At 71.1% G+C, this 23,166-nt stretch carries 22 protein-coding genes, 2 tRNA genes and 1 pseudogene; 6 read left to right on the forward strand and 19 right to left on the reverse strand.

Annotated features, from left to right (window positions below; all coding sequences use genetic code 11):
- Positions 1-16: 16 nt before the first annotated feature.
- Both C1729_RS05645 and C1729_RS05650 read right to left on the reverse strand, forming a co-directional pair.
- A complete protein-coding gene (locus C1729_RS05645) occupies positions 17-1,522 on the reverse strand; it encodes a GTPase (protein WP_102509072.1) in 1,506 nt (501 codons plus the stop codon).
- A gap of 138 nt (positions 1,523-1,660) precedes the next feature.
- On the reverse strand, positions 1,661-3,289 hold the full coding sequence (locus tag C1729_RS05650) for a dynamin family protein (protein ID WP_102509073.1): 1,629 nt from the start codon (positions 3,287-3,289) through the stop codon (positions 1,661-1,663).
- Between the two features lie 206 nt (positions 3,290-3,495).
- Here C1729_RS05650 and C1729_RS15320 point away from each other — a divergent pair.
- Positions 3,496-4,383, forward strand: a pseudogene (locus tag C1729_RS15320) (NADH:flavin oxidoreductase/NADH oxidase); the annotation flags it as partial.
- A 119-nt stretch (positions 4,384-4,502) separates the two neighbouring features.
- Here C1729_RS15320 and C1729_RS05660 read toward each other — a convergent pair.
- Together C1729_RS05660 and C1729_RS05665 are read right to left on the reverse strand one after the other, a co-directional pair.
- Positions 4,503-4,575 (reverse strand) — tRNA-Arg (locus C1729_RS05660).
- The gene (locus tag C1729_RS05665; protein WP_102509074.1) at positions 4,566-5,324 is read right to left on the reverse strand and encodes a phosphatase PAP2 family protein; all 759 of its coding nucleotides are present in this window, start codon (positions 5,322-5,324) and stop codon (positions 4,566-4,568) included. Before C1729_RS05665 ends, C1729_RS05660 begins: the two co-directional genes overlap by 10 nt.
- Before the next feature lie 67 nt (positions 5,325-5,391).
- Between C1729_RS05665 and orn the strand changes: the two genes are divergently transcribed.
- The 3 genes from orn (at position 5,392) to C1729_RS05680 (ending at position 7,400) form a co-directional block, all read left to right on the forward strand.
- Positions 5,392-6,039 (forward strand): oligoribonuclease, encoded by a 648-nt coding sequence (gene orn / locus C1729_RS05670; RefSeq protein ID WP_102509075.1) that lies wholly within the window; start codon positions 5,392-5,394, stop codon positions 6,037-6,039.
- Positions 6,040-6,108: 69 nt separating this feature from the next.
- A tRNA-His gene (locus C1729_RS05675) sits at positions 6,109-6,184 on the forward strand.
- A gap of 337 nt (positions 6,185-6,521) precedes the next feature.
- Positions 6,522-7,400, forward strand: a complete 879-nt coding sequence (locus tag C1729_RS05680; protein ID WP_102509076.1) for an aminoglycoside 3'-phosphotransferase — start codon at positions 6,522-6,524, stop codon at positions 7,398-7,400.
- Between the two features lie 96 nt (positions 7,401-7,496).
- On the opposite strand, the gene C1729_RS05685 is transcribed toward C1729_RS05680, so the two are convergent.
- The 5 genes from C1729_RS05685 to C1729_RS05705 form a co-directional block, all read right to left on the reverse strand.
- Positions 7,497-8,798 (reverse strand): TrpB-like pyridoxal phosphate-dependent enzyme, encoded by a 1,302-nt coding sequence (locus C1729_RS05685; protein WP_102509077.1) that lies wholly within the window; start codon positions 8,796-8,798, stop codon positions 7,497-7,499.
- Positions 8,799-9,478: 680 nt separating this feature from the next.
- On the reverse strand, positions 9,479-10,390 hold the full coding sequence (locus C1729_RS05690) for an ATP-grasp domain-containing protein (RefSeq protein ID WP_102509078.1): 912 nt from the start codon (positions 10,388-10,390) through the stop codon (positions 9,479-9,481).
- 35 nt (positions 10,391-10,425) lie between these two features.
- Positions 10,426-11,280 carry a tRNA (guanosine(46)-N7)-methyltransferase TrmB gene (gene trmB, locus C1729_RS05695; protein ID WP_102509079.1) on the reverse strand — a complete coding sequence of 285 codons (855 nt, stop codon included), beginning with the start codon at positions 11,278-11,280 and terminating at the stop codon, positions 10,426-10,428.
- Positions 11,281-11,366: 86 nt separating this feature from the next.
- A complete protein-coding gene (pntB, locus tag C1729_RS05700) occupies positions 11,367-12,758 on the reverse strand; it encodes a Re/Si-specific NAD(P)(+) transhydrogenase subunit beta (protein ID WP_102509080.1) in 1,392 nt (463 codons plus the stop codon).
- A 3-nt stretch (positions 12,759-12,761) separates the two neighbouring features.
- Complete coding sequence (locus C1729_RS05705) at positions 12,762-14,309, reverse strand: Re/Si-specific NAD(P)(+) transhydrogenase subunit alpha (RefSeq protein ID WP_102510546.1); 1,548 nt, start codon at positions 14,307-14,309, stop codon at positions 12,762-12,764.
- Between the two features lie 461 nt (positions 14,310-14,770).
- Between C1729_RS05705 and C1729_RS05710 the strand changes: the two genes are divergently transcribed.
- Together C1729_RS05710 and C1729_RS05715 are read left to right on the forward strand one after the other, a co-directional pair.
- On the forward strand, positions 14,771-14,950 hold the full coding sequence (locus tag C1729_RS05710) for a hypothetical protein (protein WP_102509081.1): 180 nt from the start codon (positions 14,771-14,773) through the stop codon (positions 14,948-14,950).
- A complete protein-coding gene (locus C1729_RS05715; protein WP_207204568.1) occupies positions 14,947-15,840 on the forward strand; it encodes a tyrosine-type recombinase/integrase in 894 nt (297 codons plus the stop codon). The genes C1729_RS05710 and C1729_RS05715 overlap by 4 nt, the downstream gene beginning before the upstream one ends.
- Positions 15,841-15,856: 16 nt before the next feature.
- Here the strand turns inward: C1729_RS05715 and C1729_RS05720 are convergent, their stop codons facing one another.
- The 10 genes from C1729_RS05720 to C1729_RS05760 are packed head-to-tail and all read right to left on the reverse strand — an operon-like array spanning position 15,857 to position 23,161.
- Positions 15,857-16,087, reverse strand: coding sequence for a hypothetical protein (locus C1729_RS05720; RefSeq protein WP_102509082.1), 231 nt, complete (start codon positions 16,085-16,087; stop codon positions 15,857-15,859).
- On the reverse strand, positions 16,087-16,284 hold the full coding sequence (locus C1729_RS05725; RefSeq protein WP_102509083.1) for a hypothetical protein: 198 nt from the start codon (positions 16,282-16,284) through the stop codon (positions 16,087-16,089). The genes C1729_RS05720 and C1729_RS05725 overlap by 1 nt, the downstream gene beginning before the upstream one ends.
- The gene (locus C1729_RS05730) at positions 16,281-16,910 is read right to left on the reverse strand and encodes a M23 family metallopeptidase (RefSeq protein ID WP_102509084.1); all 630 of its coding nucleotides are present in this window, start codon (positions 16,908-16,910) and stop codon (positions 16,281-16,283) included. Before C1729_RS05730 ends, C1729_RS05725 begins: the two co-directional genes overlap by 4 nt.
- 1 nt (position 16,911) lies before the next feature.
- Positions 16,912-17,328 (reverse strand): hypothetical protein, encoded by a 417-nt coding sequence (locus C1729_RS05735; RefSeq protein WP_102509085.1) that lies wholly within the window; start codon positions 17,326-17,328, stop codon positions 16,912-16,914.
- Positions 17,328-18,887, reverse strand: coding sequence for a hypothetical protein (locus C1729_RS05740; RefSeq protein WP_102509086.1), 1,560 nt, complete (start codon positions 18,885-18,887; stop codon positions 17,328-17,330). Before C1729_RS05740 ends, C1729_RS05735 begins: the two co-directional genes overlap by 1 nt.
- Positions 18,884-21,841, reverse strand: coding sequence for a phage tail protein (locus C1729_RS05745; protein WP_102509087.1), 2,958 nt, complete (start codon positions 21,839-21,841; stop codon positions 18,884-18,886). The genes C1729_RS05740 and C1729_RS05745 overlap by 4 nt, the downstream gene beginning before the upstream one ends.
- Before the next feature lie 6 nt (positions 21,842-21,847).
- A complete protein-coding gene (locus C1729_RS14310) occupies positions 21,848-21,961 on the reverse strand; it encodes a phage tail assembly chaperone (protein WP_129590675.1) in 114 nt (37 codons plus the stop codon).
- Positions 21,962-21,975: 14 nt separating this feature from the next.
- Positions 21,976-22,317 carry a hypothetical protein gene (locus tag C1729_RS05750; RefSeq protein ID WP_102509088.1) on the reverse strand — a complete coding sequence of 114 codons (342 nt, stop codon included), beginning with the start codon at positions 22,315-22,317 and terminating at the stop codon, positions 21,976-21,978.
- An 11-nt stretch (positions 22,318-22,328) separates the two neighbouring features.
- Entirely contained in the window at positions 22,329-22,730 is a 402-nt protein-coding gene (locus C1729_RS05755) for a phage virion morphogenesis protein (RefSeq protein WP_102509089.1), read from the reverse strand.
- Entirely contained in the window at positions 22,727-23,161 is a 435-nt protein-coding gene (locus tag C1729_RS05760) for a hypothetical protein (protein ID WP_102509090.1), read from the reverse strand. Before C1729_RS05760 ends, C1729_RS05755 begins: the two co-directional genes overlap by 4 nt.
- Positions 23,162-23,166 lie beyond the last annotated feature (5 nt).

Consider the following 23,166-nt stretch of genomic DNA (forward strand, 5'->3'; position numbering starts at 1 on the left):
CTGTGGTCAAGTGCTGTCAGTCGCCGGAACGCGCGTGCCGTGCCGCCTCGCGCGACAGCGCAGCGAGCGCGAGCGTCCGCGCCTCGGCGTGCGCCCCGAGCACCGCGTCCGCCGGCGTCTCGAGCAGGTCGTGGACGACCCGCGCAAGCCCCTCCCGCACCTCCCCGGAGAACGCCTCAGCACGCGCCCGGGACTGGGCACGCCGCGCCCCCCGCCACGCGAGGACGCCGACGAGCCCGAGCACGACGCCGACAACCCCGAGACCGAGGAGCAGCAGCTGCACGTCGTCGGCCGCCGTATCCGTAAGCACGAGCACGAGCCACGCAACGAGCGCGACGACCCCGAGAACCGCGCCGACGGCCGTCGCCGCACGCCAGCCGCGCACACCTCGCGACGGACCGGCGGGAAGCCGCACCGCGCGCACCGCTTCCGTCGCCCGGCGCGCGATCTCCTCGTCCTCGGGCGTGCCCTCGACGAGCGAGTCGCGCCACGCAGGTCCGAGGTACGCCCCGGCGCGCTCAAGCCACGCCTCGCGCAGCTGCGTCACCGACGCCGCCGTGAGCGCGCCGTCAGCCCCGGCACGCGTGCCGTCGTCGAGCGTGTGCGCGGCCGTCGTCGTACGCTCGGGCAGCCCGACGAGGTCCGCGAGCGCGTCGACCGTGCCCGGGACGCCCGACGCCGAGCGGCGCGCGACCTCCGCGGGCAGCACGTCCGCCAGCTGCTCCGCGGCGCGCGAGAGCTCGGTCGCAACACGCAGCGCGGCACGCGAGCGCTGCCCGACGATCGTCGCGAGCCGCGCCCGGATCTCTGCGATGCCGTCACCCGTCACCGCGGACGCCCCGAGGACCTCGACCTCGCCGAGGCCGTCGACCGTGAGGAGGTTCTGGACGTCCGCGAGGATCTCCGCGCGCTGGCCCTCGGGGACGGTGTCGAGCTGGTTGAGGACGACGAGCATCGACCCCTCGACGCCCGCCATGCCCTGGAGGTACCCCGCGTGAAGCGCGTGGTCGGCGTACTTCTGCGGGTCGACGACCCACACGATGAGGTCTGCCATCGGGACGACCCTGTCGACGGTCTCGCGGTGGACCGTCGCGACCGAGTCGTGGTCGGGAAGGTCGAGCAGCACGAGGCCGGACAGCTGGGTCTCCTGGTCGCCGTCGAGCGACGAGAAGCGGTTGATGCGGCGCTCCCGGTCGACGCCGACCCAGTCGAGCAGCGCGTCGGCGCGCTCCGACCACGCGCACGCGGTCATGAGGGACGTCGTCGGGCGGCGCACGCCGACGTCCGCGAACGTCATGCGGGAGATCGCATTGAAGAGCGACGACTTGCCCGAGCCCGTCCCGCCGACGAGCGCGACGACCGTGTGCTCGACGCCGAGGTCGAGGCGGCCGTCGGCCGTCGTGAGGGCGTCGTCGACCGCCGTCCGGACCGCGGCCGGGATCCTCTCCCCCGCGACGCTCAGAGCCGACCGCAGGTCGGCGACACGTCCACGCAGCTCGGTCTCGTCCGCTCTAGCTCCCATGCGTCCTCCCTCGTCAGCGCTAGTCCCATCCTGCCTCACGCGTGCGCGCACGGCCGCGCGACGGGCGGCGCGGCACCCCGCGGGTCACCCCGACGGGCCGACGGGCCGGCAGCGGTCGACGAGGGGGGCCTGCCGCGGTCAGCGCGAACGAACCTGCCGGCGCAGCTCGGCGAGCCGCAGCCGCAGGCCCGTGACGGCCTCCGGGGCGAGCGCCGCGACGTCGAGCCGCTCCGTGTACGGACCGGCCTCACCCTCGACGACGTGCCGTCCCAGCGCGACGAGGTCGGCACGCGCAGCATCGACGAGCTCACCGGCCGCAGCGCCGGCCACACCCGCGAGGACGCGCTCGGCGCCCGCGACGCCGACGGCTGCGGCCGTCGCGACCGCGACGAGCCCCTCACGCGTGAGGCCCCGGTCCGCCGCCTGCAGCACGCCAGGAGCGAGGTCGCCGACGGCGTCGGCCACGCCGCGCAACCAGGCGCTCACCTCCGAGCGCACCGTCGTGTCGCGCCACGCGGCGAGCGCCCCATCTGCCTGGACGGCCGCGTGGAGCGCGGCGCCTCCCGGTAGCCGGTCGTCCTGCTCGCCGAGCTGCGAGCCGATCGTCTCCGAGCTCGTCCGTGCGGCGGCGAGCACCTGCGTGACGAGCGTCTCGCGGACACGCGTCGTCACCGCCCCGAGCAGCTCGGCGCGGCGCGCGAGCGCCGCCCTGCGCGGACGACGGAACCGACCCGCGACGGGACGCAGGATGCCGGGCTCCGCGTCGACGGCCGCAAGCCACGCGGCCTCGACAGCGCCCGTCGACAGGGTGCCGTCGACTGTCGCGTCCGCAAGGTCCCCGAGGCCCGACGGCACCGCGTCGGCGACGGCCGCACGCAGCGCGGCGGCGTCGTCGGCCTGGGCCTCAACCTCCGCGACGAGCGCGGCCGTCTGCTCGACGAGCGTGTCGAGCGCACCGCGCAACGTCCGCAGGATGACGGTCTGCGCCTGGTCTGCGCCCGCGACGCGTCGCAGCCAGCGCGCGATCGGCTCGACCGACGCGGCCGGGAGCAGCCCTTCGTGCGCGCCCACGTCCGGCACGACGAACAGCGCCGACGACGCGAGGCCGTGCTCACGCAGCCGCGCGACAAGATCCGTGCGCACCTCAGCGAGCTTCTCGTCGGAGACACGGTTGAGGACCATCGCGCCCGACCCGCCCCGTTCCTTCGCGTCCGCGAGGACCCGCCACGGCAGCGCGTCACCGTAGCGCGCAGCCGTCGTCACGAAGAGCCCGAGGTCCGCAGCCGCCAAGAGCCGCACCGCGGTCTCACGGTTCGACGACATGAGCGAGTCGAGGTCCGGGGCGTCGAGCAGCGCGATGCCACGGGGCACACCGTCGTGCTCGACGCGCAGCGCCTCGCCGACGTCGAGAACCGCCGCGAGCTCGGCGTCCTCCGGGTGCGTGACGAGCACGGGCTCGCGCGTCGTCGGACGCAGCACCGACGCCTTCGACACCTCGTCACCGAGGAGGGAGTTGACGATCGTCGACTTGCCCGCGCCCGTCGAGCCCGCGACGACGACGATCGCGGGGCGCGAGAGCTCGCGCAGACGCGGCAGCAGGTGGTCCTCGAGCCGCTCGAGGAGGGTGCGTCGCAGCGGCTTCGCCGCGCGCGTCCCCGGGGTGTCGAGCGCGAACGCGACGGCCTGCACCTCACGGTGGAGGCCCTCGACGACGTCGAGCAGCGTCGCGTCGGGCGCGTGCTCGGGCATCGTCTCGTCACGTGTCACGCAATGATTATCCCGTGCCCGGCGAAGAGCGGCCAAACGCGCGCGCCGTGCAGAACCTGCGTGTTCGCCCTCCGTGAGACCGCTTGAGCCCGGAACATCATCGGAGAAGAGTGGGGTTCCCGCTGACGAGGAGACCCATGAGCCTGCTGCTGAGCCCGCTGACGCTACGCTCGACGACGTTCCGCAACCGCCTGTGGCTCTCGCCCATGTGCCAGTACTCGGCGACGGACGGCGTGCCCGACGACTGGCACCTCGTGCACCTCGCGCAGTTCGCGTCGGGCGGCGCCGGGCTCGTCCTCGCCGAGTCGACCGCCGTCTCGCCCGAGGGCCGCATCACCCCGCGCGACACCGGGCTCTGGAACGACGCGCAGCAGGTCGCGTGGGCGCGGATCGTCGCGGCCGTCCACGCCCGCGGCGCACACGTCGGCGTCCAGCTCGGGCACGCAGGTCGCAAGGCGTCGACGTGGTGGCCGCGGGCGCCAGCGTCAGGCTCGGTGCCGGCCGCCGACGGCGGTTGGCCGACCGTCGCGCCGTCGGCCCTCGCGTTTGACGGGTACGCGGCACCCGCCGCGCTCGCCGCCGAAGGCATCGGCCGCGTCGTCGACGACTTCGCCGCCGCCGCGCGACGGGCCGTCGACGCAGGATTCGACACGGTCGAGATCCACGGCGCGCACGGCTACCTCCTCCACCAGTTCCTCTCCCCGCTGTCGAACGCGCGCACCGACGCGTGGGGCGGGGACCTCGCCGGCCGGGCGCGGCTCCTGCTCGACGTCGTGCGCGCCGTGCGCGCGACCGTCGGCCCCGACATGCCGCTTCTGCTGCGCGTCTCCGCGACGGACTGGGCGCCCGGCGGCCTCGACGTCGACGATGTCGCAACCGTCGCCCGGTGGGCGCGCGAGGCCGGAGTCGACCTCGTCGACGTGTCGTCGGGCGGGCTCGTCGCGCACCAGCAGATCACCGTCGGCCCCGGTTACCAGGTGCCGTTCGCCGCGCGCGTCCGCGAGGACGCCGACGTGCCGACCGGCGCCGTCGGGCTCATCACGACGCCCACGCAGGCCGAGGAGATCCTCACCGCGGGCGCCGCCGACGTCGTACTCGTCGGCCGCGAGCACCTCCGCGACCCGCACCTCGGGCTGCGCGCCGAGCGCGACCTCGGCAGCGAGCAGCCCGAGCTGTGGCCCGTGCAGTACGCGCGGGCACGGCGGTGGGAGAGCGCCCCCGGCCGGACTCGAACCGGCAACCGGCGGATTAGAAGGCCGATGCTCTATCCATTGAGCTACGGAGGCCCCACGATCCTACCGGGATCGTGCCGCCCCGCTGAGCGTCGCGCACGCAACGCGGGCAACCCGACGTCGGCCAGCACGACGACCCCGAGCACGGCCAGGGCGAGCGACGCGCCCGCGAGGACGTCCGTCGTGAAGTGGTACCCGAGGTAGAGCCGCGAGCCGCCGACGAGCGCGACGAGCAGCACCGAGCCGACGACCCAGCCGACCAGCGCGCGCACGCCCCCGCGCCGCGACCACACGAGGTAGCCGAGGACGAGCACGAGCGTCGCCGCGCCGATCGTGTGGCCCGAAGGGAATGAGAACGTCGACTCGACGCCCGGGACCGTCATCGACGTCTCGTCGGGCCGCGGACGCGCGACGAGCGCCTTGACGAGGCTCGACACCCCGACCGCGAGGAGCATCGCCCCGACGAGGAGCGCGGGCTCGCGCCAGCGTCGCGTGCGCCACCACCACAGGCCGCAACCCACGGCCACGAGGATCGGCAGGAGCGTCGGACCGAAGACGTTCGTCACGCCCGTGAGCGCGGCCGTCACCCAGGCGGTGCGGTGCGCGACCATCCAGTCGAGCACCGGGTGGTCGACCGTCGCGAGGTCGTCGTTCTCGAGCACGCCGTCGAGCAACCCGCCGAACGCGAGCGAACCCAGGACGAGGAGGACGAGCCCGACGACGACCCCGACCGTCGTCGGGACGCCGGTGGACGCGGGCCCGCGCGGAGGGGCCGGCTCGGCCGGAAGTGACGCGTTCGACATGGTCTGACGGTAGCGCCGGGACCCGCGTCACACACGACGAGGCGCAGCCCGACGTACCCTGGACGACGTGTCACGCGCCCTCAACAACGACCGCATCGTCTGGATCGACTGCGAGATGACCGGCCTCGACCTGGGCGCCGATGCGCTCGTCGAGGTCGCCGCCGTCGTCACCGACTCCGAGCTCAACGCCCTCGGCGACGGCGTCGACGTCGTCATCCGACCCGTGCCCGCAGCGCTCGCGCAGATGAACGACTTTGTCCGCTCGATGCACACGACGTCGGGGCTGCTCGACGAGCTCGACGCCGGGACGACCATGGCCGCGGCCGAGGAGACCGTCCTCGCGTACATCCGCGAGCACGCCCCCGAGGCCGGCCGCGTGCCGCTCGCCGGCAACTCCGTCTCGACCGACCGCGCGTTCCTCGAGCGCGACATGCCCGCCCTCGCGGCGCACCTCCACTACCGGACGATCGACGTCTCCTCGATCAAGGAGCTCGCGCGCCGCTGGTACCCGCGCGTGTACTTCCGCTCCCCCGAGAAGAACGGCGGGCACCGCGCGCTCGCCGACATCCTCGAGTCGATCGACGAGCTCCGCTACTACCGCGAGGCCCTCTTCGTGCCGCAGCCCGGTCCAGACTCCGACACCGCGAAGGCCATCGCGGCGCGCATCATCGAGACGTCCGTCACGCGGCGCCCCGACGTGGTCACCGAGGGCTGAGAAAGACTGTATGCTTCTTGTCGGCCCGATGAGCCCCGGCTCGTCGGACCTGCTGCATGTGCAGCGATGGTGGGTATAGCTCAGCTGGTAGAGCACCTGGTTGTGGTCCAGGGGGTCGCGGGTTCAAGTCCCGTTACTCACCCCATGAAACGAAGGCCGTGACCTGCGGAGACGCGGGGTCACGGCCTTCGTCGTGTCCCCGCGTACTACGGCTGGTCCTCGAGGCGGGTGCCCACCTGGCCCGGCGAGACGGCCCTGGTCCCTGCGTCGCCGCCCAGGACGGCTTCGCTCGGCTCCACCTCGACGCCCCGCCCCAACCGGGGCTGCTGGACGCGAGGCGGTTCGGCTACCCGCAAGTTTGTGCCCTACCCGCGAGTCTGAACTCGCGGGTAGGGCAGAAACTCTCGGGTAGGCGTGCGGCAGACGCGGCGGGTGGGACGCGTCCGCGTCCGTGCTGCACGCAGCCGTGGCAGGATCACGGCATGTCCTGGCCCCTCGACACCCCGGTCCCGACGGACCCCGTACCCGTCCCGCCGCAGGTCGCACGGCTCGCACGTGGCGCCCAGGCCGACGACGTCCTCGGGGTGTGGATCAACGGCGTCGGCGGGACGACCTTCCGTCTCGCGGGCTCGTCGGGCGTGCGCTTCGTCAAGTGGCAGCCGGGCCCTCCCCCGGCGCCCGCCGCGCCGCAGCCCGGCGGGCTCATCGGACCGCCCGGGGACGGGTCGCTCGCCGAGGAGGCACGCCGGCTCGCGTGGGCGCGTGAGCACGGCGCCCGGGTCCCTGAGGTCCTCGACGTCGGGGCGGACGACGACGGGGCGTGGCTCGTCACGTCGGGGCTCCCGGGACGCTCGGCCGTCGTCGAGCCGTGGCTCTCGCAGCCTGTCGTCGCGGCGCGCGCGCTCGGCGCGGGCCTGCGGGCGTTGCACGACGCGCTGCCGGTCGCAGACTGCCCATGGACGTGGGGCGCGGACGTGCGCCTCGCGCGGGCGCGCGCCCGCGCGTCGTCGTCGGGCGTCGACGCCTGGTCGTCGGACACGCTCCACCCCGACCACCACGGGGTCGCGCGGGACGAGCTGCTCGCCCGGCTCGAGGACGTGCCGCCCGTCGACCGTCTCGTCGTCGCGCACGGTGACGCGTGCGCACCCAACACGCTGCTCGCCGACGACGGCTCCTACCTCGCGACGATCGACCTCGACTCCCTCGGGGTCGCGGACCGCTGGGCGGATCTCGCGGTGGCGGGCTGGAGCACGTCGTGGAACTACGGCCGCGACCTCACGGCCGAGGTCTGCGCCGCCTACGGCGTCACACCCGACGAGGAGCGCCTGGCGTACTACCGCCTCCTGTGGAACCTAGCCTGACCCCGTGCGATCCGCGAGATAGCGCTCCTGCGACGAGATAGCGCGTCACGCACGCTATCTCGTCCGGGGAGCGCTATCTCGCGGGACTGGGCGGGCTCAGACGTAGCTCGCGTACGCCGGCAGGTCGAGGACGCCGTTGCCCGAGAGGCCGATGACGATGACCTCGTCCATCGTCGCCGCGCGCGCGTGCGCGATCGCCCCGGCGACGCCGTGCGTCGACTCGGGCGCCGGGATGATGCCCTCCGTGCGCGCGAAGAGCAGACCCGCCGCGAACGCGTCGTCCTGCTCGATCGCGATCGCATCCATGAGACCGAGGTTGACGGCGTGCGAGACCATCGGCGCCATACCGTGGTAGCGCAGACCACCCGCGTGGATTGACGGCGGGACGAAGTCCTTGCCGAGCGTGTGCATCTTCAGCAGCGGCGTGAGACCGGCGACGTCCCCGAAGTCGTAGCGGTACTCGCCCTGCGTGAGCGACGGGCAGGCCGCCGGCTCGCACGCGACAAGACGCGTCGTCGTGCCCTCGCGCAGGTTCTTGCCGAGGAACGGGAACGTGAGGCCCGCGAGGTTCGAGCCGCCGCCAGCGCAGCCGAAGACGACGTCGACACGGTCCTCGACCTCGGCGATCTGCTCGAGCGCCTCCTGACCGATGACCGACTGGTGGAGCATGACGTGGTTGAGGACCGAGCCGAGAGCGTAGTGCGCCCCAGGGTCCTTGACCGCGGCCTCGACAGCCTCCGAGATCGCCATGCCGAGCGAGCCCGTCGTGTCCGGCATCTCCGCGAGGATCGCGCGGCCCGCCTCGGTGAGCTCGGACGGCGACGAGTGGCAAACGGACCCGTAGACCTCCATCTGCGCGCGACGGTACGGCTTGGAGTCGTACGACGCCCGCACCTGCCACACCTCGCACGTGAGGCCCAGCAGCGACGCCGCGAACGACAGCGATGCGCCCCACTGGCCCGCGCCCGTCTCCGTCGTGAGGCGCGTGATGCCCTCGAGCGCGTTGTAGTACGCCTGCGGCACCGCGGTGTTCGGCTTGTGCGAGCCGACCGGCGAGACGCCCTCGTACTTGTAGTAGATCCGCGCGGGCGTGCCAAGCTCCTTCTCGAGCGCACGCGCCCGGATGAGCGGCGACGGACGCCACAGCGCGTAGATCTCACGGACCTTCTGCGGGATCTCGACGTAGCGCTCGGTGCTCACCTCCTGCTCGATGAGAGCCATGGGGAACAGGGGCTCGAGGTCCGGCGGGGTGAGCGGCTCGCGCGTGCCCGGGTGCAGGTGCGGCGGCACCGGCTCGGGCAGGTCTGCCGCGAGGTTGTACCAGTGCGTCGGGACGCTCGACGGGACGACGGTGCCGAGCGGCTCGAGCCGTGAGCTGGTGGCGGGCTGCGTGGTCATGGTTCTCCTTCGACGTCGACCTTGCACGCAGGGTAGCCCGCGCGTGACCCGCGTCACGCCGAAAGCAACCGAAACCGCAACCTGTCTCACCAGCAAAGACGCGCCGTCGCGCGAGCCGCAGCCGACCGAGCCCGCCGTACCCACATGGTGGATGGTCAGCACGTCTCCCCACACGCCATCTCACCGGCCCGGGCCGGGGCCGCACCACACCGCCCTGGTGGTCCGATAGCCGATCCGACCACTCCCCGGGTCCGGATCGGCTATCGAGTCGCCGCGGCGGGCGGTTGGCGGCTGCTCAGCGCCGCTGCACGACGAAACACGCCCGCCGATAGCGGATCGATACATGTCAAGTGCACGGAACGGCTACCGAGCGTCGAGGACGCACCGAGGCAGTCCACGCGATAGCAGATCGGTACACGTCATACGTACCGATCGGCTATCGAGTCGCCGCGGCGGGCGGTTGGCGGCTGCTCAGCGCCGCTGCACGACGAGGCACGCTCGCCGATAGCGGATCGGCTCACGTCGAGTGCACGGATCGGCTATCGGACCACTGCGGGCGGTGGGAGTGGCAGGCCGGTGCGTGGCCGGCTGACCGTGCCAGTCTGGCAGGCGGGGTGCCTGGCCGGCTGACGGTGCCTGTCTGGCAGGCGGGTGCCTGACCGGCAGGGTGGGGGCGTCGCTCAGGCGAGACGCGCGAGGATCGCCTGCGCGAGTTCCTCGGCCGCCCCCTCGCGGAACGCGAGGAACAGCGTCGGCTCGACGACCTCGAGCTCGAGCACGAGCGGCGAGCCGTCGTCACCGTCGACGAGATCAACACGCGCATACAGCAGGTCCTCGCCCGGGTGGTCGGCCTGCAGACGCTCGCGCGCGAACGCGACCGCGCGGTCCGCGAGCTCGCGCTCGGCGTCGGAGACCTCACGCAGCGACATCGACTCCTGCTTGTAGAGGCCCGCTGCGCCACGGAACTGCCCCTGGAGCATCGCGCCCTTGCGCACCGCGTGCGAGAACTCTCCGCCGATGTAGACGAGCGCTGCCTCACCCACCGTGTCGACGCTCGTGAGGTACCGCTGGATCATCACCTCACGACCGTCGGCGAGCAGCTGCACCGCCCGCTGGATCGCGGTGCCACGGCTCGTCGCCTCACCCGCCTGATAGCGACCCGTGTCTCGCGCGCCGCGCGAGATCGTCGGCTTGATGACGAAGTCGCCGTGTGCGGGCATGCGCGTGTGGACGGCCCGGGACGAGAGCTTCTGCTCGGGCGTCAACCAGATCGTCGGGATCGTCGGCATGCCCGCCGCGTCGAGCTCTCGCAGGTACGCCTTGTCCGTGTTCCACGCGAGGATCTCCGCACGGTTGAGGAGGTTCGGCACGCCCTGCGCCCACGTGACGAACTCGTCGCGCCGCTGCGACCAGTCCCACACGGAACGCACGACGACGAGATCGAACGCGGACCAGTCGACCTCCGGGTCGTCCCACACCGCCGCGACCGCCTCGACACCGAGCTTCGTGAGAGCCCGCTGGAGGTGCTGGTCGTCGTCGGCCAGATCAGGGTGGAAGTTGCAGGTTGCCAGAGCGATGCGCGTCGTCGTCACGCCCCCGAGTTTACCGGCCACGCGGACCGCGACGTTCAGACCCGGACGTACGCGAGGTCCGTGACCGTCCGGCCCGCCCGCAGCCCCTTCGCCTCGAACGTCGTGAGGACACGTCCATCGAAGCGCTCGACGACGCCGTCCGACCCCGCGACGAGCGGCACGAGATCCGTCCGCCCACGCAGCACCTCACGCACGTGGTCGGCGTACGGCTCCCAGTCGGTCGCGAGCCGCCATACCCCGCCCGGACGCAGCACGCGCGCGATCTCGTCGCAGAACGACGGCTGCACGAGCCGACGCTTGTGGTGACGCGTCTTGTGCCACGGGTCCGGGAAGAACACCCACACCTCGTCGACGGACGAGGGCGCGAGCGCCGTCGCAAAGAGCTCGGGCGCGTTGACCTGCGCGAGCCGCAGGTTCGTCAGCCCCTCCCGCTCCGCACCGAGAACGGCCTGCGCGAGCCCCGGCAGGTAAACCTCGAGCGCGAGGACGTCCCGCTCCGGGTCGGCCGCCGCAGCCGCGACCGCGTTCTCACCCATGCCCGAACCAACCTCGACGACGAGCGGCGCGCTGCGGCCGAAGACCTCGGCGACGTCGAGACGCCACGCCGGGTCGACCGACGTGCGGGCGACGTCCCGCGGGACGTCGAGCAGCACGCGGGCGCCCGAGCGTTCGAGCGCCTTCGCCTGCCCATCGGTGAGACGGCCCGAGCGCCGCACGAACGACACCGGGTGGGCGCGGAACGTCCCGTGCTGGGTGACGACCCGCTCGACCTCGCGGGCGGCGCGCGTCGTCGCGTCGGGTCCAGGCCCGTCGGGTCCAGGCCCGTCGGGCAAGAGGGCGTCGGGAACGTCGGGCAGGAGGGCGTCGGGAACGTCGGGCGTCGTGCTCATGATGACCTCAGCCTAGGCGAGCCCGGACGCGCGGAGCGCGCCGCCCCGGGAGGGGCGACGCGCTCGTTCGCGACGGTGAGCGGCGCTCAGAGCGCCTTGACGATGTCCTCGACGCGCTCCTTGGCGTCACCGAAGAGCATCTGCGTGTTGTCCTTGAAGAACAGCGGGTTCTGGACGCCCGCGTAGCCGACGGCCATCGACCGCTTGAAGACGACGACCTTCTCCGCGTTCCACACCTGGAGGACCGGCATGCCCGCGATGGGCGAGCCCGGGTCGTCCTCCGCAGCCGGGTTGACGGTGTCGTTCGCACCGATGACGAGGACGACGTCCGTGCGCGGGAGCTTCTCGTTGACCTCCTCGAGCTCCTCGACGATGTCGTACGGCACCTTGGCCTCGGCGAGCAGGACGTTCATGTGGCCCGGCAGGCGCCCCGCGACGGGGTGCACGCCGAAGCGCACGTCGACGCCCTGCGCCCGCAGCCGCGAGGTGAGCTCCGCGACCGGATACTGCGCCTTTGCGACGGCCATGCCGTAGCCCGGCGTGATGAGGACGCTCTTCGCGCCCTTGAGCAGCGCTGCGACGTCGTCCGCGCTCGTCTCGTGGTGCTCGCCCTCGACGACGGCACCCTGCGGGGACGCGCCCTCGGTCGCGCCGAAGCCGCCGAGGATCACCGAGATGAACGAGCGGTTCATCGCCTTGCACATGATGTACGAGAGGATCGCACCCGACGAGCCGACGAGCGCGCCCGTGATGATGAGCAGGTCGTTGCCGAGCATGAAGCCCGCGGCAGCCGCGGCCCAGCCGGAGTACGAGTTGAGCATCGAGACGACGACGGGCATGTCGCCGCCGCCGATCGCGACGACGAGGTGCCAGCCCACCGCGAGCGCGATGACCGTCATGATCGCGAGCGGCCAGATCGACGGCGCCGCGATGAACCAGCCCATGAGGCCGAGCGACACGAGGATCGCCCCGAGGTTGAGAAGGTTGCGGCCCGGGAGCGTGAGCGGCGAGGACTTCATGCGCGCCGAGAGCTTGCCGAACGCGACGAGCGAGCCCGTGAGCGTGATCGCGCCGATGAACACGCCGAGGAACACCTCGACGAGGTGCACGGCGCCACCCTGGGAGTCCGTGAGGAACGAGTTGAAGCCGACGAGCACGGCCGCGAGGCCGACGAACGAGTGCAGCAGCGCGATCATCTCAGGCATCTGCGTCATCTCGACCTTGCGTGCCTGCCACGTGCCGACGAGCGCGCCGACGCCGAGCGCGAGCGCGATGAGCGCAGCCGTGACGGCCGCGTTCCGCTCCGACTCGATGAGCGCGAGCGTCACGGTCGCGACGAGCGCGAGCGCCATGCCGACCTTGCCCGCGAGGTTGCCGCCGCGCGCCGTCTCCTGCTTGGAGAGGCCCGCGAGCGAGAGGACGAAGAGGATACCGGCGACGAGGTAGACGCCGTAGACGAGCTGGGTGAGTGTCTCCACGGCTCAGGCCTCCTTCTGGAACATGGCGAGCATGCGGCTCGCGACCGAGAACCCGCCGAAGATGTTGATCGACGCGAACGTCGCGGCGACGACCGCGAGGATCGTCACGACGAGGTTGTCCGAGCCGATCTGCAGCAGCGAGCCGACGAGGATGATGCCGCTGATCGCGTTGGTCTGCGCCATGAGCGGGGTGTGCAGCGAGTGCGTGACACCCGTGACGACGTAGAAGCCGACGACGACGGCGAGCGCGAACACCGTGAGGTGCGACGCGAACGTCGCCGTCGAGAACGCGACGGCCGCGACGACGAGCGCCGCGGTGATCGCGCCACCGATGAGCGTTCCCGTGGCCTTCTTCTTCGCAGGCTTCGCCGGGGCCTGCGCGATCGGCGCGGCCTCGGCAGGCGCCGCAGGTGCCGGAGCCGGCGCCGCGGACACCTGGACGGGCGGCGGGGGCCAGAGGATCTCCCCCGCCCGCGTCACCGTGATGCCTCGCTGCACGACGTCCTCGAGGTCGAGGACGAGCTCGCCATCCTTCGCGGGCGTGAGCAGCTTCATGAGGTTGACGATGTTCGTGCCGTAGAGCTGCGACGTGTGCTTGGGCATGCGGCCCGGCAGGTCCGTGTACCCGATGATCGTCACACCGTTGTCGGTGACGATCTTCTCCCCCGGCATCGTGAGCTCGCAGTTGCCGCCGCCCGACGCTGCGAGGTCGACGACGACCGAGCCCGGCTTCATCGCCGCGACCATCTCGGCCGTGATGGTGATGGGTGCCTTGCCGCGGATGAGCGCGGTCGTCACGACGACGTCGGCCGCCGCGGACTCCGCCGCGTACACGGCCGCGGTCGCGGCCTCCTGGTCCGCCGTGAGCTCCTTCGCGTAGCCGTCGGCGCTCTCCTGCGCGTCGGCCTCGACGCGCACGAACGTCGCGCCCATCGACTCGATCTGCTCGGCGACGTCCGCACGGACGTCGTACGCCCGCACCTCCGCGCCGAGCGAACCCGCCGCACCGAGCGCCGCAAGCCCCGCCACACCCGCGCCGATGACGAAGACGCGCGCCGGCGGCGTCGAGCCGGCAGCCGTCACCTGACCGCCGAACATCCCCGCGTACGACTCCGCGGCCTCGATGATCCCGCGGTAGCCCGAGACGTTCGACATCGTCGAGAGGACGTCGAGCGCTTGCGCACGCGAGATGCGCGGCACCGACATGAGGTTGAGGGCCGTGACGCCGCGCTCGCGCAACGCCTCGACAAGCTCCGGCGTGTCATCCGGCGCGAGGCGCGCGACGAGCGTCGCACCCTCCGCGAGCCGCTCGACATCACCGGCTCCCGGGCCGTCGACCGTGATGACGACATCGGCGCTCCAGGCGCCCGCCGCGTCGACGACGGTCGCGCCCGCGGCCGTGTAGAGAGCGTCGGGGATGCTCGCGCCGGACCCGGCGCCCTCCTCGACGACGACCTCGTAACCCAGGTCGACGAGCTTGCCGACGGTCTGCGGCGTGGCCGCGACCAGTCGTTGGTCGGGTGCGGACTCCTTGGGGACTCCGATACGCACGTGGTACTCCGCTCGGTGGGTCCGCGCCCGACGCGGCCCACGGGCCGGTGCCGGACCGCGGACGGTGGCGACGATCTGGACCACCCCGTCCGCGCCGGTCGGCCGCACGGGAAGGACCCTGGGCGCAGCGCCCGGTCAGAGCGTTGCGACACCCCATGGATATCAGCGGATCGGCCGTGCTTATCGGGACCTCGGACCCGTCCCCGCAGGATTCCGCGGCTGCGCGTCCGCACCCGGGACAGCCCCGTCCCAAGGGGTGGACGACGGCGGCGCAGGACGGGCCTCCCGCGTGCCACGTTCACCCCTGCGGGAACGACAAAGGCCCGGAACTGACGTTCCGGGCCTTCCGTGGTGCGCCATCAGGGACTCGAACCCCGAACCCGCTGGTTTGGTGGAAGCGCAGGCCAGGGAGCCACGGTCACCGTCCTGACGGCCGTTCTCGACGACGAGGACGTGGCGGCATGAGGGGGCACAAGGTCGTCACGATGGAGCGCGGCACGACCGATGAGGGCCGGCAGGGGTACGCGGCGCGATGCGAGACCTGCGGCACGCTGACGTTCGGCGGGGCCGAGTCGAGGACGGCGGCTCGTCGAGCGCTCGACGGCACGCACGAAGACGTCGTCGTCGAGCTAGAGGCGTGAGCCTGGACACCTCGCGTCGGGCTCGAGGCCTGCGCAAGGTCGAGGGTCCCAGCGCCGAGGGCGCGGTCGTCCGCACGCTCACTGGCATGGACTGGACGACCCACCTCGGCGCGTGGACCGCGGCGATGCGCGCGGCTGACCTGCGTGAGCAGACGATCGAGCTGCGGCTCTACCAGATACGTCGAGCGGCGCGCGAGGTGCGCGTGCCGCTCGAGCGCGTGACGACCGAACACCTCGAGGCGTGGCTCGCGGCGCACGCCTGGTCGCGCGCGTCTCGCAGGTCGTACCGGGCCGCGCTGCGCGCGTGGTTCGCCTGGACGACGAGGACCGGGCGCACCACGAGCGACCCCGCACGCGACCTGCCCTCACCCGGCCTCGAGGCACCTGCGCCGCGCCCGACGCCTGAGGCGGCCTACCGGCGCGCGATCATGACGGCCGACGAGCGCACGCGGCTCATGGTGCGCCTCGCGGCGGACCTCGGGCTGCGTCGGGGCGAGGTCGCCGCGGTCCACGCGCACGACGTCGTCGAGGACCTCATGGGCTACTCGCTCGTCGTGCACGGCAAGGGCGGGCGACGGCGCGTCGTGCCGCTGCCCGACGACCTCGCGCGCCAGGTGCTCGCGCGCGCCCGCGGCGGCTTCGCGTTCCCTGGCGCCGTCGACGGGCACCTCTCGGCACGATGGGTCGGGCGGCTCGTCGGCGACCTCCTGCCGGAGGGCGTGACGATGCACTCGCTGCGGCATCGGTTCGCGACGCGCGTCTACGCGGTCGACCAGGACCTGCTCTCGACGCAGCAGCTTCTCGGGCACGCGAGCCCGGTGACGACGCAGGCCTACGTCCAGGTGCCCGACGAGGCGCGACGTCGGCTCGTCCTCGCGATCGCGTCGTGAGGACGAGCCGACTGGCCTAGAGGACGCCGAGCGATCCCAGGGTGGCGAGCGCCGAGACTACGAGCGCCGTGACGGCCGTCCACGGCACGCGCCGAGCGGTGACTTCCTCCTTGAACGCCTCGAACTCGCGGCGGGTGACGACGCCAGTGTCGAGCTTCTCGAGGATCGACTTCTGAGAGTCCTCGAGTCGGGCCATGCCGCGCGCGAGCTCGCCGAGCGTGATCGTCATCGTCGTCTCAGGGGCCATCAGCCGACGTCCTCACCCTCGGGTGCGGGCGTGACGTTGCCGGCGGCCAGGCCGAGACCGAGCATGCCGCCGATCTTGATGATGGTCTCGACGGTGAAGCCACCCTCCATGACCGTCGCGACGGCGAGCGCCGCGATGAGACCGAGGTAGACCCACTTGCGGGCCGGGGCTGGGAGAGCGTCTCGGATACTGTTCACTTCTTGCGTCCCTTCTTGAGGTGGTCGGTGTGGTACCAGGTGCCGTAGCGGGTGCGGATCCACGGTCCCTGGCGGCGCGTGGCGTAGATCTCGAAGCCACGGGCACGGCGGTGGACGATCTTGGAGCTCGTCGAGGGGCCGGCACGGCCGAGGAGGTTGACACCTCGCGGGGTGTCGACGGTGTACCAGCCGGGATCCTTGTAGGGGCCGACGCCGAGGTCGACGCCGGCTGCCTCGAGCAGCGGCACCGGGTCCACGGCGACGCCGTTGCGGCGCACCTCGAGGTGCAGGTGCGGGCCGGTGACGAACCCGCTAGCGCCCATGAGGCCGATACGCTGCCCGCGCTTGACCCGCTGCCCAACCTTGACGTCGCGACGGGACAGGTGCAGGTAGCGGGTCTCGAGCGAGCCGGACGTGACGAAGATGCGCTGGAGCCTCCCGTAGGTCGCGCTCAGGGTCTCCGAGCGCGTCACGGTGCCGGCGTGCACGGCGACGACGGGCGTGCCGGTGGCGTTGGCGACGTCGGCGCCCTCGTGCGGCTGGACCTTGCCCGTGACGGGGTGCTTGCGGCGGGGGTTGAAGGCCGAGGAGATGCGACCCTTGGCGGGGTTGGTGTAGGTGGTCATGTCAGGACCCGACCACGTAGGTGACCGACGCGGCCCACTGGGATGCCGTCACGGAGGTGGGATTCCAGACGGTGACCGACCCGAAGCGGTCTACCGCCATTGAGCCCACGCCGTTGGTGAGCCACCGAAGTTCGGCCAAGCCGAAGGTGTCTTCCGCAGGGCGAAGCCACCCAGGAATGACGTTGCTCGGTCCGACGATGGGGCGGCCTGCTGGGGGGATCGCAATGGTCCCCGTCGCCCACACGGTGACGACCATGCCAGCGCGACGAATCCTGATTCTCACGTCGGCGGCATTCACGAGGTCCACAGGGCCGTCGATGAACGGGTCTCCCGAGGACGGGACGTGGTTGACGAGGTTGCTGTTGACGTCGGCCGCGCTCAATGGCGCGCCGGCGGCGAAGGTCTTGGACAAGGTCATCAGTGATACTCCTCCAGTGGAATCAGGTCGAGGGTGACCATGTGACGTGACGCCGTGATCTCGTGCGTGATCGCGGCCAGGGTGTGTGTCGTCGTGGTGCCCAGACGGCGGACGGCGACCTTGTCGGCCACCTCCAGGCCGGACAGGCGAGAGAGGTCCTCGGCGGCGTTCCAGCGGACGGACGTCGGGGAGAGCGTGGGGCGACCCGTCAGGACGCGGCGCGCCAGGTCGCGAGCGTCGAGATCCGATGCCGTGAAGGTCTCGCGGGTCGTGGACGAACCTCCCCACGTCGACGCTGCGTCGGGGTCGCTGTAGCCGTAGCTGCGGTCGGCGGCCGCGGGGACACCGGCGTCGTCGAAGCCTCGCTGGGCCGAGTCGATACGCACGTCGACGATCGTGTCGGCCGTGCTATAGCCACGTTCGATGTCGACGTAGTGCAGCTCGCCACTGAGTGAGGTCGAGGCCTCGTCGGTGAAGATGTGCCGGGTGGGCCACGACTCGTTGAAGCTGAGCCACCACACGGTGCCGGCAGCGTTGACGAGCCAGCGCAGGCCCGGCGCTGTCGCGCAGGTGCGGTGCAAGTGATTCGTCAGGGACGACTCATAGACCGTTGAGGTGCAGGCGTAGGTTGGGCCGTCCCACTCGTCGAGGTACAGAGCGAGAAGGTGGACTGCGGCGGCCGGACCGCGCAGGGTGAGGACCGCCGTCGTCGCCTGGGCGATGAACGTCAGAGACTCCGGGGAAGAGGTCGGCTGGGGGTTGTCGACGCCGTACCTGAGCTGGGTCCCGATCGTCTGGACGGTGATGACGTACATGCGGCCGGGCACAAGGCCTGTCAGGGTGCGCGAGGCCGTGCCGTCCTGGTCGAGCGTGAAGCGCGGACGTCCCTCGGGGGATGTGTCGACCGTGCCGTTCGTTGCCGTCCATCGGGCGGTCTCGTCGGAGGCTGCTCCATCCCAGTGGAGCGCCCGATGGACCTGTGGTGCGGGAAGGTCGAGGTACCAGAGGTCGTAGGACGGGTCCTCGATGACCAGCCACGGCGGCGCAGAGGCGATGAGCCGCTTGAGGCGGTCGGGGATGGACTCGACGGCCTGGCCGTCGTCGACGATCGCGCCGTAGCGTGTCACGGCCGCCAGGTCGGCGACGGCGTCGGCGGCGGAGAAGTTCGTCTGCGTGTGCCAGGTGCCGGCGTCGTCACGGAACTCGGAAACCCTCAGCGCGGTGACGCGACCGGTGAAGAGCGGCGCGTCATAGCCGCCGAGCTTGAGGGCCAGGCGCACGCGCTGGCCGGGGCGGACGGTGTCGGGTGCGACGTCGAGGAGAGTTGCGTTCAGGGTGCCGACCTCGATGCGCAGGGCGCCTCCCTCGCCCTGGCCGCCGCGACGGCACGAGATGGTGCCCGTGACGTCGCACAGGGCGTCGACGTCGACGTACCCGGAGCCGGCCGCGAGGACGTCGGGACCGTCGAGCGTCGACGATCCCAGGATGATCGCGCCGGGTGCGGGCTGCTCGAGCAGGAGGGCCAGGTGCTCGGCGGTGGGCCGCTCAGTGATGGTCATCGGATTCCGTTCATGCGGTAGAAGGAGCGCAGAGCGCCGTCGACCTGGCGGCCGATCTCGACGGGGTCGCCCACGCCGGCGTTGACGTTGATCGTGACGTTGGCGACGTCATTGCGGGCGAGGGTGCCGGGGCCGTTGAGATTGAGGCTCTTCGGCGTCGAGACCGTCGGGTCGACGTCGAAAGACGCCTCGCGGGAGACGTCGGCGGCGAGCCTGCGCATGGCTGTGGTCGCGACGGCTTCCTTGGCCTTGATGCCCTTGGCGAGGCCTGCGGGGATCCACGCGGCGAGGGACGCCATGACGCGCGAGGGGCTCTTGATGCCGAGCTCCTTGCGGATCCAGGTGGCCAGGTTGCGTGCGAGCTTGCGTGCGGCGGCTTCGGTCTTCTTGGCGTTCTTCTCCAGGCCCTTGACGAGGCCCTCCTGGGCCTGGATGCCGACGTCGAACATCGACGACGCGACCTGGTTGCCCGCGGACTTCGACCACGCCTCCAGGCCCGCCCAGTCGTTCGAGAGTGCCTTGATCTCGGTCTTGGATCCCTTGAGGATCGCGTCGGCGACCTCGACGCCGTCCTCGGGGCCGAGTCCGGCGATGTGCTCGACGAGGCTGGCGGGCAGGCCGGCGTTGCGCAGCTTGCCGAGTCGCTCGGCGAGGGCCTTGAACTTGCTCACGAGGCCCTGGACGTAGCCTCGGACGTTCTTGATGGTCGTCTTGCCCTTGAGGGTGTTGCCCTCGTCGTCGCGCGCGATGACGTCGGAGAGGTTGACCTGGCCCATGAGCGAGGATGCGACCTGGTCGCGCATGGCGCGCTTGTCGGCCTTCATCGTCGCGAGCTTCTCTTGGGCGCTCTTGAGCTTCGAGGCGGCCTTCTCGGCGTTCTTCCAGGCTGTGTCGAGGGCCTTGCCCTGCGCCTTGACGTAGGTGACGAGGGAGGACTTCTTGGCGTCCGAGAGACCCTTGGTGTCGCGGATCTTGGCGACGATCTTCTCGATGGACGACTTGACCTTGTCGCGGTTGTCGTCGAGGCCGTTGACGAGGCCCTGGATGATGTTGACGCCGTAGCCGTGGAAGACCTTCGACGGGCTGTGGATGCCGAGAGCCTTCTTGACGGCCGACTTCATGGGGCCAGGGACCTTGTCGACGATCCACGAGCCGATGTTGCCTGCGACGGAGAGAACGCCATTCTTCAGGCCGTTGATGACGTTCTTGCCGGCGTCGAGGAGCCAGGTGCCTGCATTGGAGAAGGTGTCCTTGATCGCGCCGGGGCGTTCCTTCAGCCACGACGTGACCTTCGTCCAGGCGTCGGTGAAGCCGGACTTGAGGCCGTTGAAGGTGTTCTTGCCGGCGGTCTTCAGCCACTCGCCGGCGTTGGAGAAGGTGTCCTTGATCTTGCCGGGTCGTTCCTTGATCCACGTCCAGACCGTCGACCACGTCTCGGTCGCGCCGTTCTTGAGGCCGGTGAAGATGTTCTTGCCGGCGGTCTTCAGCCACGAGATCGCGTTGTCGAAGTAGCCCTTGATCTTGCCGGGGATGCCGGAGAAGAAGCCGGTGATCTTTCCCCAGTTGGTGGTGATGAGTCCGATGGGTGTGTAGGACCAGACCTTCTTGACGAAGTCCCACGTCTTCTGGAGCGCGGACTTCACAGCCTCCCAGCCCTTGGAGAACGCGGACTTGATCGTCTCCCACCCCTTGGAGAGAGCTGCGGTGAACCCGGCCCAGACCTTCTTGCCGGTCTCGGTCTTGGTGAAGAAGAAGACCAGGCCCGCCACGAGACCCGCAATGGCCAGGACGATGATGCCGATGGGGTTGGCGGCGAGAACGGCGTTGAAGGCGGTCTGGACGGCTGTGCCGACCAGGACGGCGGCCTTCCAGACCGCGAGAGCAGTCGTCCAGGCATTCCACGCCAGCACCATCGTGCCGACGGCGACGCCGAGCGCCAGGAGCCAGTCCTTGTTGTCCTTGGCCCAGGTGCCGAGGTTCTTCAGCACCTCGACGACCTTCTGGATGAGGTCCCACGCGCCCTGGAGGGCGGTGGACAGACCCGAGGAGATCTTCTCGGCGAGGGCCTTGATCTTGTCTTCGTTGTCCTTGAACCATCCGGCGAGGCTCTTGATCGCCGGGGTGACCTTCTCGTCGACGAACCGCTGGAGTCCCTCCATGGCGGGGTCGAGGCGGTCGGAGACCCAGGTGGTGACCTTGGTCATGACGGGCAGGAGCTTCGTGCCGAGCGTGGCCTTGACGTTCTCGAACTTGGCCTTGAGCCGCTCCTGCTGGCCTGCGAGGGTGTTGGCCTCGCGGGCGAACGCGCCTTGGGCGTCGGCGGACTGCTCGAGGATGAGGGCCTGCGTGGCGACGGCCTTCTCCTGCTTCGTGAGCTCCTTGACGCTCTTCTTGCCGGAGTCGGCCAGAGCGCGCGCCTGAATGTCAGCCTGGGACAGGGAGACGCCGTAGCGGCGCAGCGGCTCGAACTCGCCGCGCAGCGCGCTCGCCATGGCGTTGGCCGAGTCGGTGACGGTGCCGCCGAACGTCGCGGCGAGGTCGGCGCTGGTCTTGATGAGGCCGTTGGTCTTGCCTGCGAGTTCGTCCATCGGCGTGCCGCTGTTCTTCAGCGTCGTGCCGATGATCGCGGCGAGCTCGTTGTAGGCGTTCTTGGACAGGCCGACGTCGCCGGCTGCCTTCGTCGCCCAGGTGTGGATCTTGCCGGACTGGTCCTTGAAGATCGCGTCGACACCGCCGATGGACTGCTCGAGCGACGACGCGGCGTCGACGGAGACCTTCGCCAGGCCGCCGAGCGCGGCGCCGCCTGCGAGCGTGACGACGCCGAGCGCCTTGGCGGTCTTCTTCGCCATGCCGCCGAGCTTGTTGAGGCCGGTGGCGTCGCCGAAGTTGCGCATGGCCGAGGAGAACTTCTTGGTGTCCGCCAGGACGGAGATGGTGATGGTCTGCCCGGCCATGCGTGCCTACTTTCGCTTCTGGGAGCGGTTGAACTCGTCGATCAGCGCGTCGCGCTCGTGCGGCGTGAGTGCCCAGTAGTCGTCGGGTCTCAGGTGGAGGTGGACGACGAACTGGGCCATCTCGCGGGTGCGCTTCAGGCGGAGGTCGTGCGCGTCTTGCGGGGTGCGCGAGCGGGGACGGGCTCCTCGACGGGAGCCGACGTAGGGCCCTCGGCCTCCTCGGCGGGTGCGTCGTCGAGGCCGACGAGCGTGTTGGCCTCCTCGAACGTGAGGTCGAGGCACTCGTTCCACATGGCGGCGTGAACGGGCGGCAGGCCGTTGGCGATGTTCTCGCGGCGCTTGGCGGTGTAGGCGAGCGCGGCCAGGAGCAGGCCCTTGGGTGCGCCGTCCTCGCCGAGGGACGTGAACGACTGACCCGAGAGGTCTTCGATCTTGGCGATCTCGCCGAGCGTGAGCTTGTCGATGTCGAGTGCCACGGAGGGCTCCTTCAGGTGAGGTCCTGCTCGCGCAGGAGGTCGGCCAGGCCCTCGTCGAGTGCCCGGAGGATTGCGGGGCGCGTCCGCTGGAGCGCCTCGGTGAGGAACGGGTTGGCGGGGATGTTGCGGGCGGGCCAGCCGTAGTGGATGACGCCTGCGTAGGGCGCCCTTGCGCCGCCCGCCCGCACGACGGCCTTCGTCTTGCCGCGCCCTGCTCGGAGCGTGGTCGAGAGTCGGCCGGTGAGGACGGGCGGCGTTGCCGCCTGGACGACGAGCGTGCCGATCGAGTGCATGAGCTCTTTCATGTCCTCGGTGGCAGCGCCGGCCTTCTGCATCGCGCGGAGCGTGGTGCGCAGGCCCTCGACGCGGACGCGGGTCCCGTCGGTGGCGACGTCCAGGTCGGCGCGGCTCACGGGGTGGTGCCGTCCTCCATGACGGGCGTGCCGACGCACTTCCACTGCGTCTCGAACGTGTACTCGTTGTCGACGCCGGCCTCACCACCGACCTCGGGCTTGGGGCCGACCTTGACGGTGCCGATGAAGTGCGGCTGGTCGGCGGTCGGCACCTCGTTGCCGTGCGGCGCGTAGGTGAAGCCGACCTCCTCGCCACTGTGCTCCCAGACGTAGCGCCAGAAGGAGTCGGCCGCGGTCGACTGAATGCCGGCGATGTTGAGGAAGAAGTCGCGACCGCCGCCGGCAGCTGCGTCGCAGAAGGTCACGACGCCGGCGTCGGCGTCCTCGTTGGTGAGGGTGCACGAGGTGACGTCGCACCAGTAGTCCTTGGCGGGCGAGCCGAACTTCAGACTGAGCGCGGTGCCCTTGATGCGGGTGGACGAAGCGGCCACGGGGG

It is taken from the genome of Sanguibacter massiliensis (assembly GCF_900240335.1).
GTDB lineage: Bacteria > Actinomycetota > Actinomycetes > Actinomycetales > Cellulomonadaceae > Flavimobilis > Flavimobilis massiliensis.

What these genes read in the sequence shown, in the direction of transcription:
- C1729_RS05645 (WP_102509072.1), bottom strand. Translation starts at nt 1,522, where the DNA reads ATGGGAGCTAGAGCGGACGAGACCGAGCTGCGTGGACGTGTCGCCGAC.
- C1729_RS05665 (WP_102509074.1), bottom strand. Translation starts at nt 5,324, where the DNA reads ATGTCGAACGCGTCACTTCCGGCCGAGCCGGCCCCTCCGCGCGGGCCC.
- C1729_RS05680 (WP_102509076.1), top strand. Translation starts at nt 6,522, where the DNA reads ATGTCCTGGCCCCTCGACACCCCGGTCCCGACGGACCCCGTACCCGTC.
- C1729_RS05685 (WP_102509077.1), bottom strand. Translation starts at nt 8,798, where the DNA reads ATGACCACGCAGCCCGCCACCAGCTCACGGCTCGAGCCGCTCGGCACC.
- trmB (WP_102509079.1), bottom strand. Translation starts at nt 11,280, where the DNA reads ATGAGCACGACGCCCGACGTTCCCGACGCCCTCCTGCCCGACGTTCCC.
- C1729_RS05710 (WP_102509081.1), top strand. Translation starts at nt 14,771, where the DNA reads ATGAGGGGGCACAAGGTCGTCACGATGGAGCGCGGCACGACCGATGAG.
- C1729_RS05720 (WP_102509082.1), bottom strand. Translation starts at nt 16,087, where the DNA reads ATGGCCCCTGAGACGACGATGACGATCACGCTCGGCGAGCTCGCGCGC.
- C1729_RS05730 (WP_102509084.1), bottom strand. Translation starts at nt 16,910, where the DNA reads ATGACCACCTACACCAACCCCGCCAAGGGTCGCATCTCCTCGGCCTTC.
- C1729_RS05735 (WP_102509085.1), bottom strand. Translation starts at nt 17,328, where the DNA reads ATGACCTTGTCCAAGACCTTCGCCGCCGGCGCGCCATTGAGCGCGGCC.
- C1729_RS05740 (WP_102509086.1), bottom strand. Translation starts at nt 18,887, where the DNA reads ATGACCATCACTGAGCGGCCCACCGCCGAGCACCTGGCCCTCCTGCTC.
- C1729_RS05745 (WP_102509087.1), bottom strand. Translation starts at nt 21,841, where the DNA reads ATGGCCGGGCAGACCATCACCATCTCCGTCCTGGCGGACACCAAGAAG.
- C1729_RS14310 (WP_129590675.1), bottom strand. Translation starts at nt 21,961, where the DNA reads ATGGCCCAGTTCGTCGTCCACCTCCACCTGAGACCCGACGACTACTGG.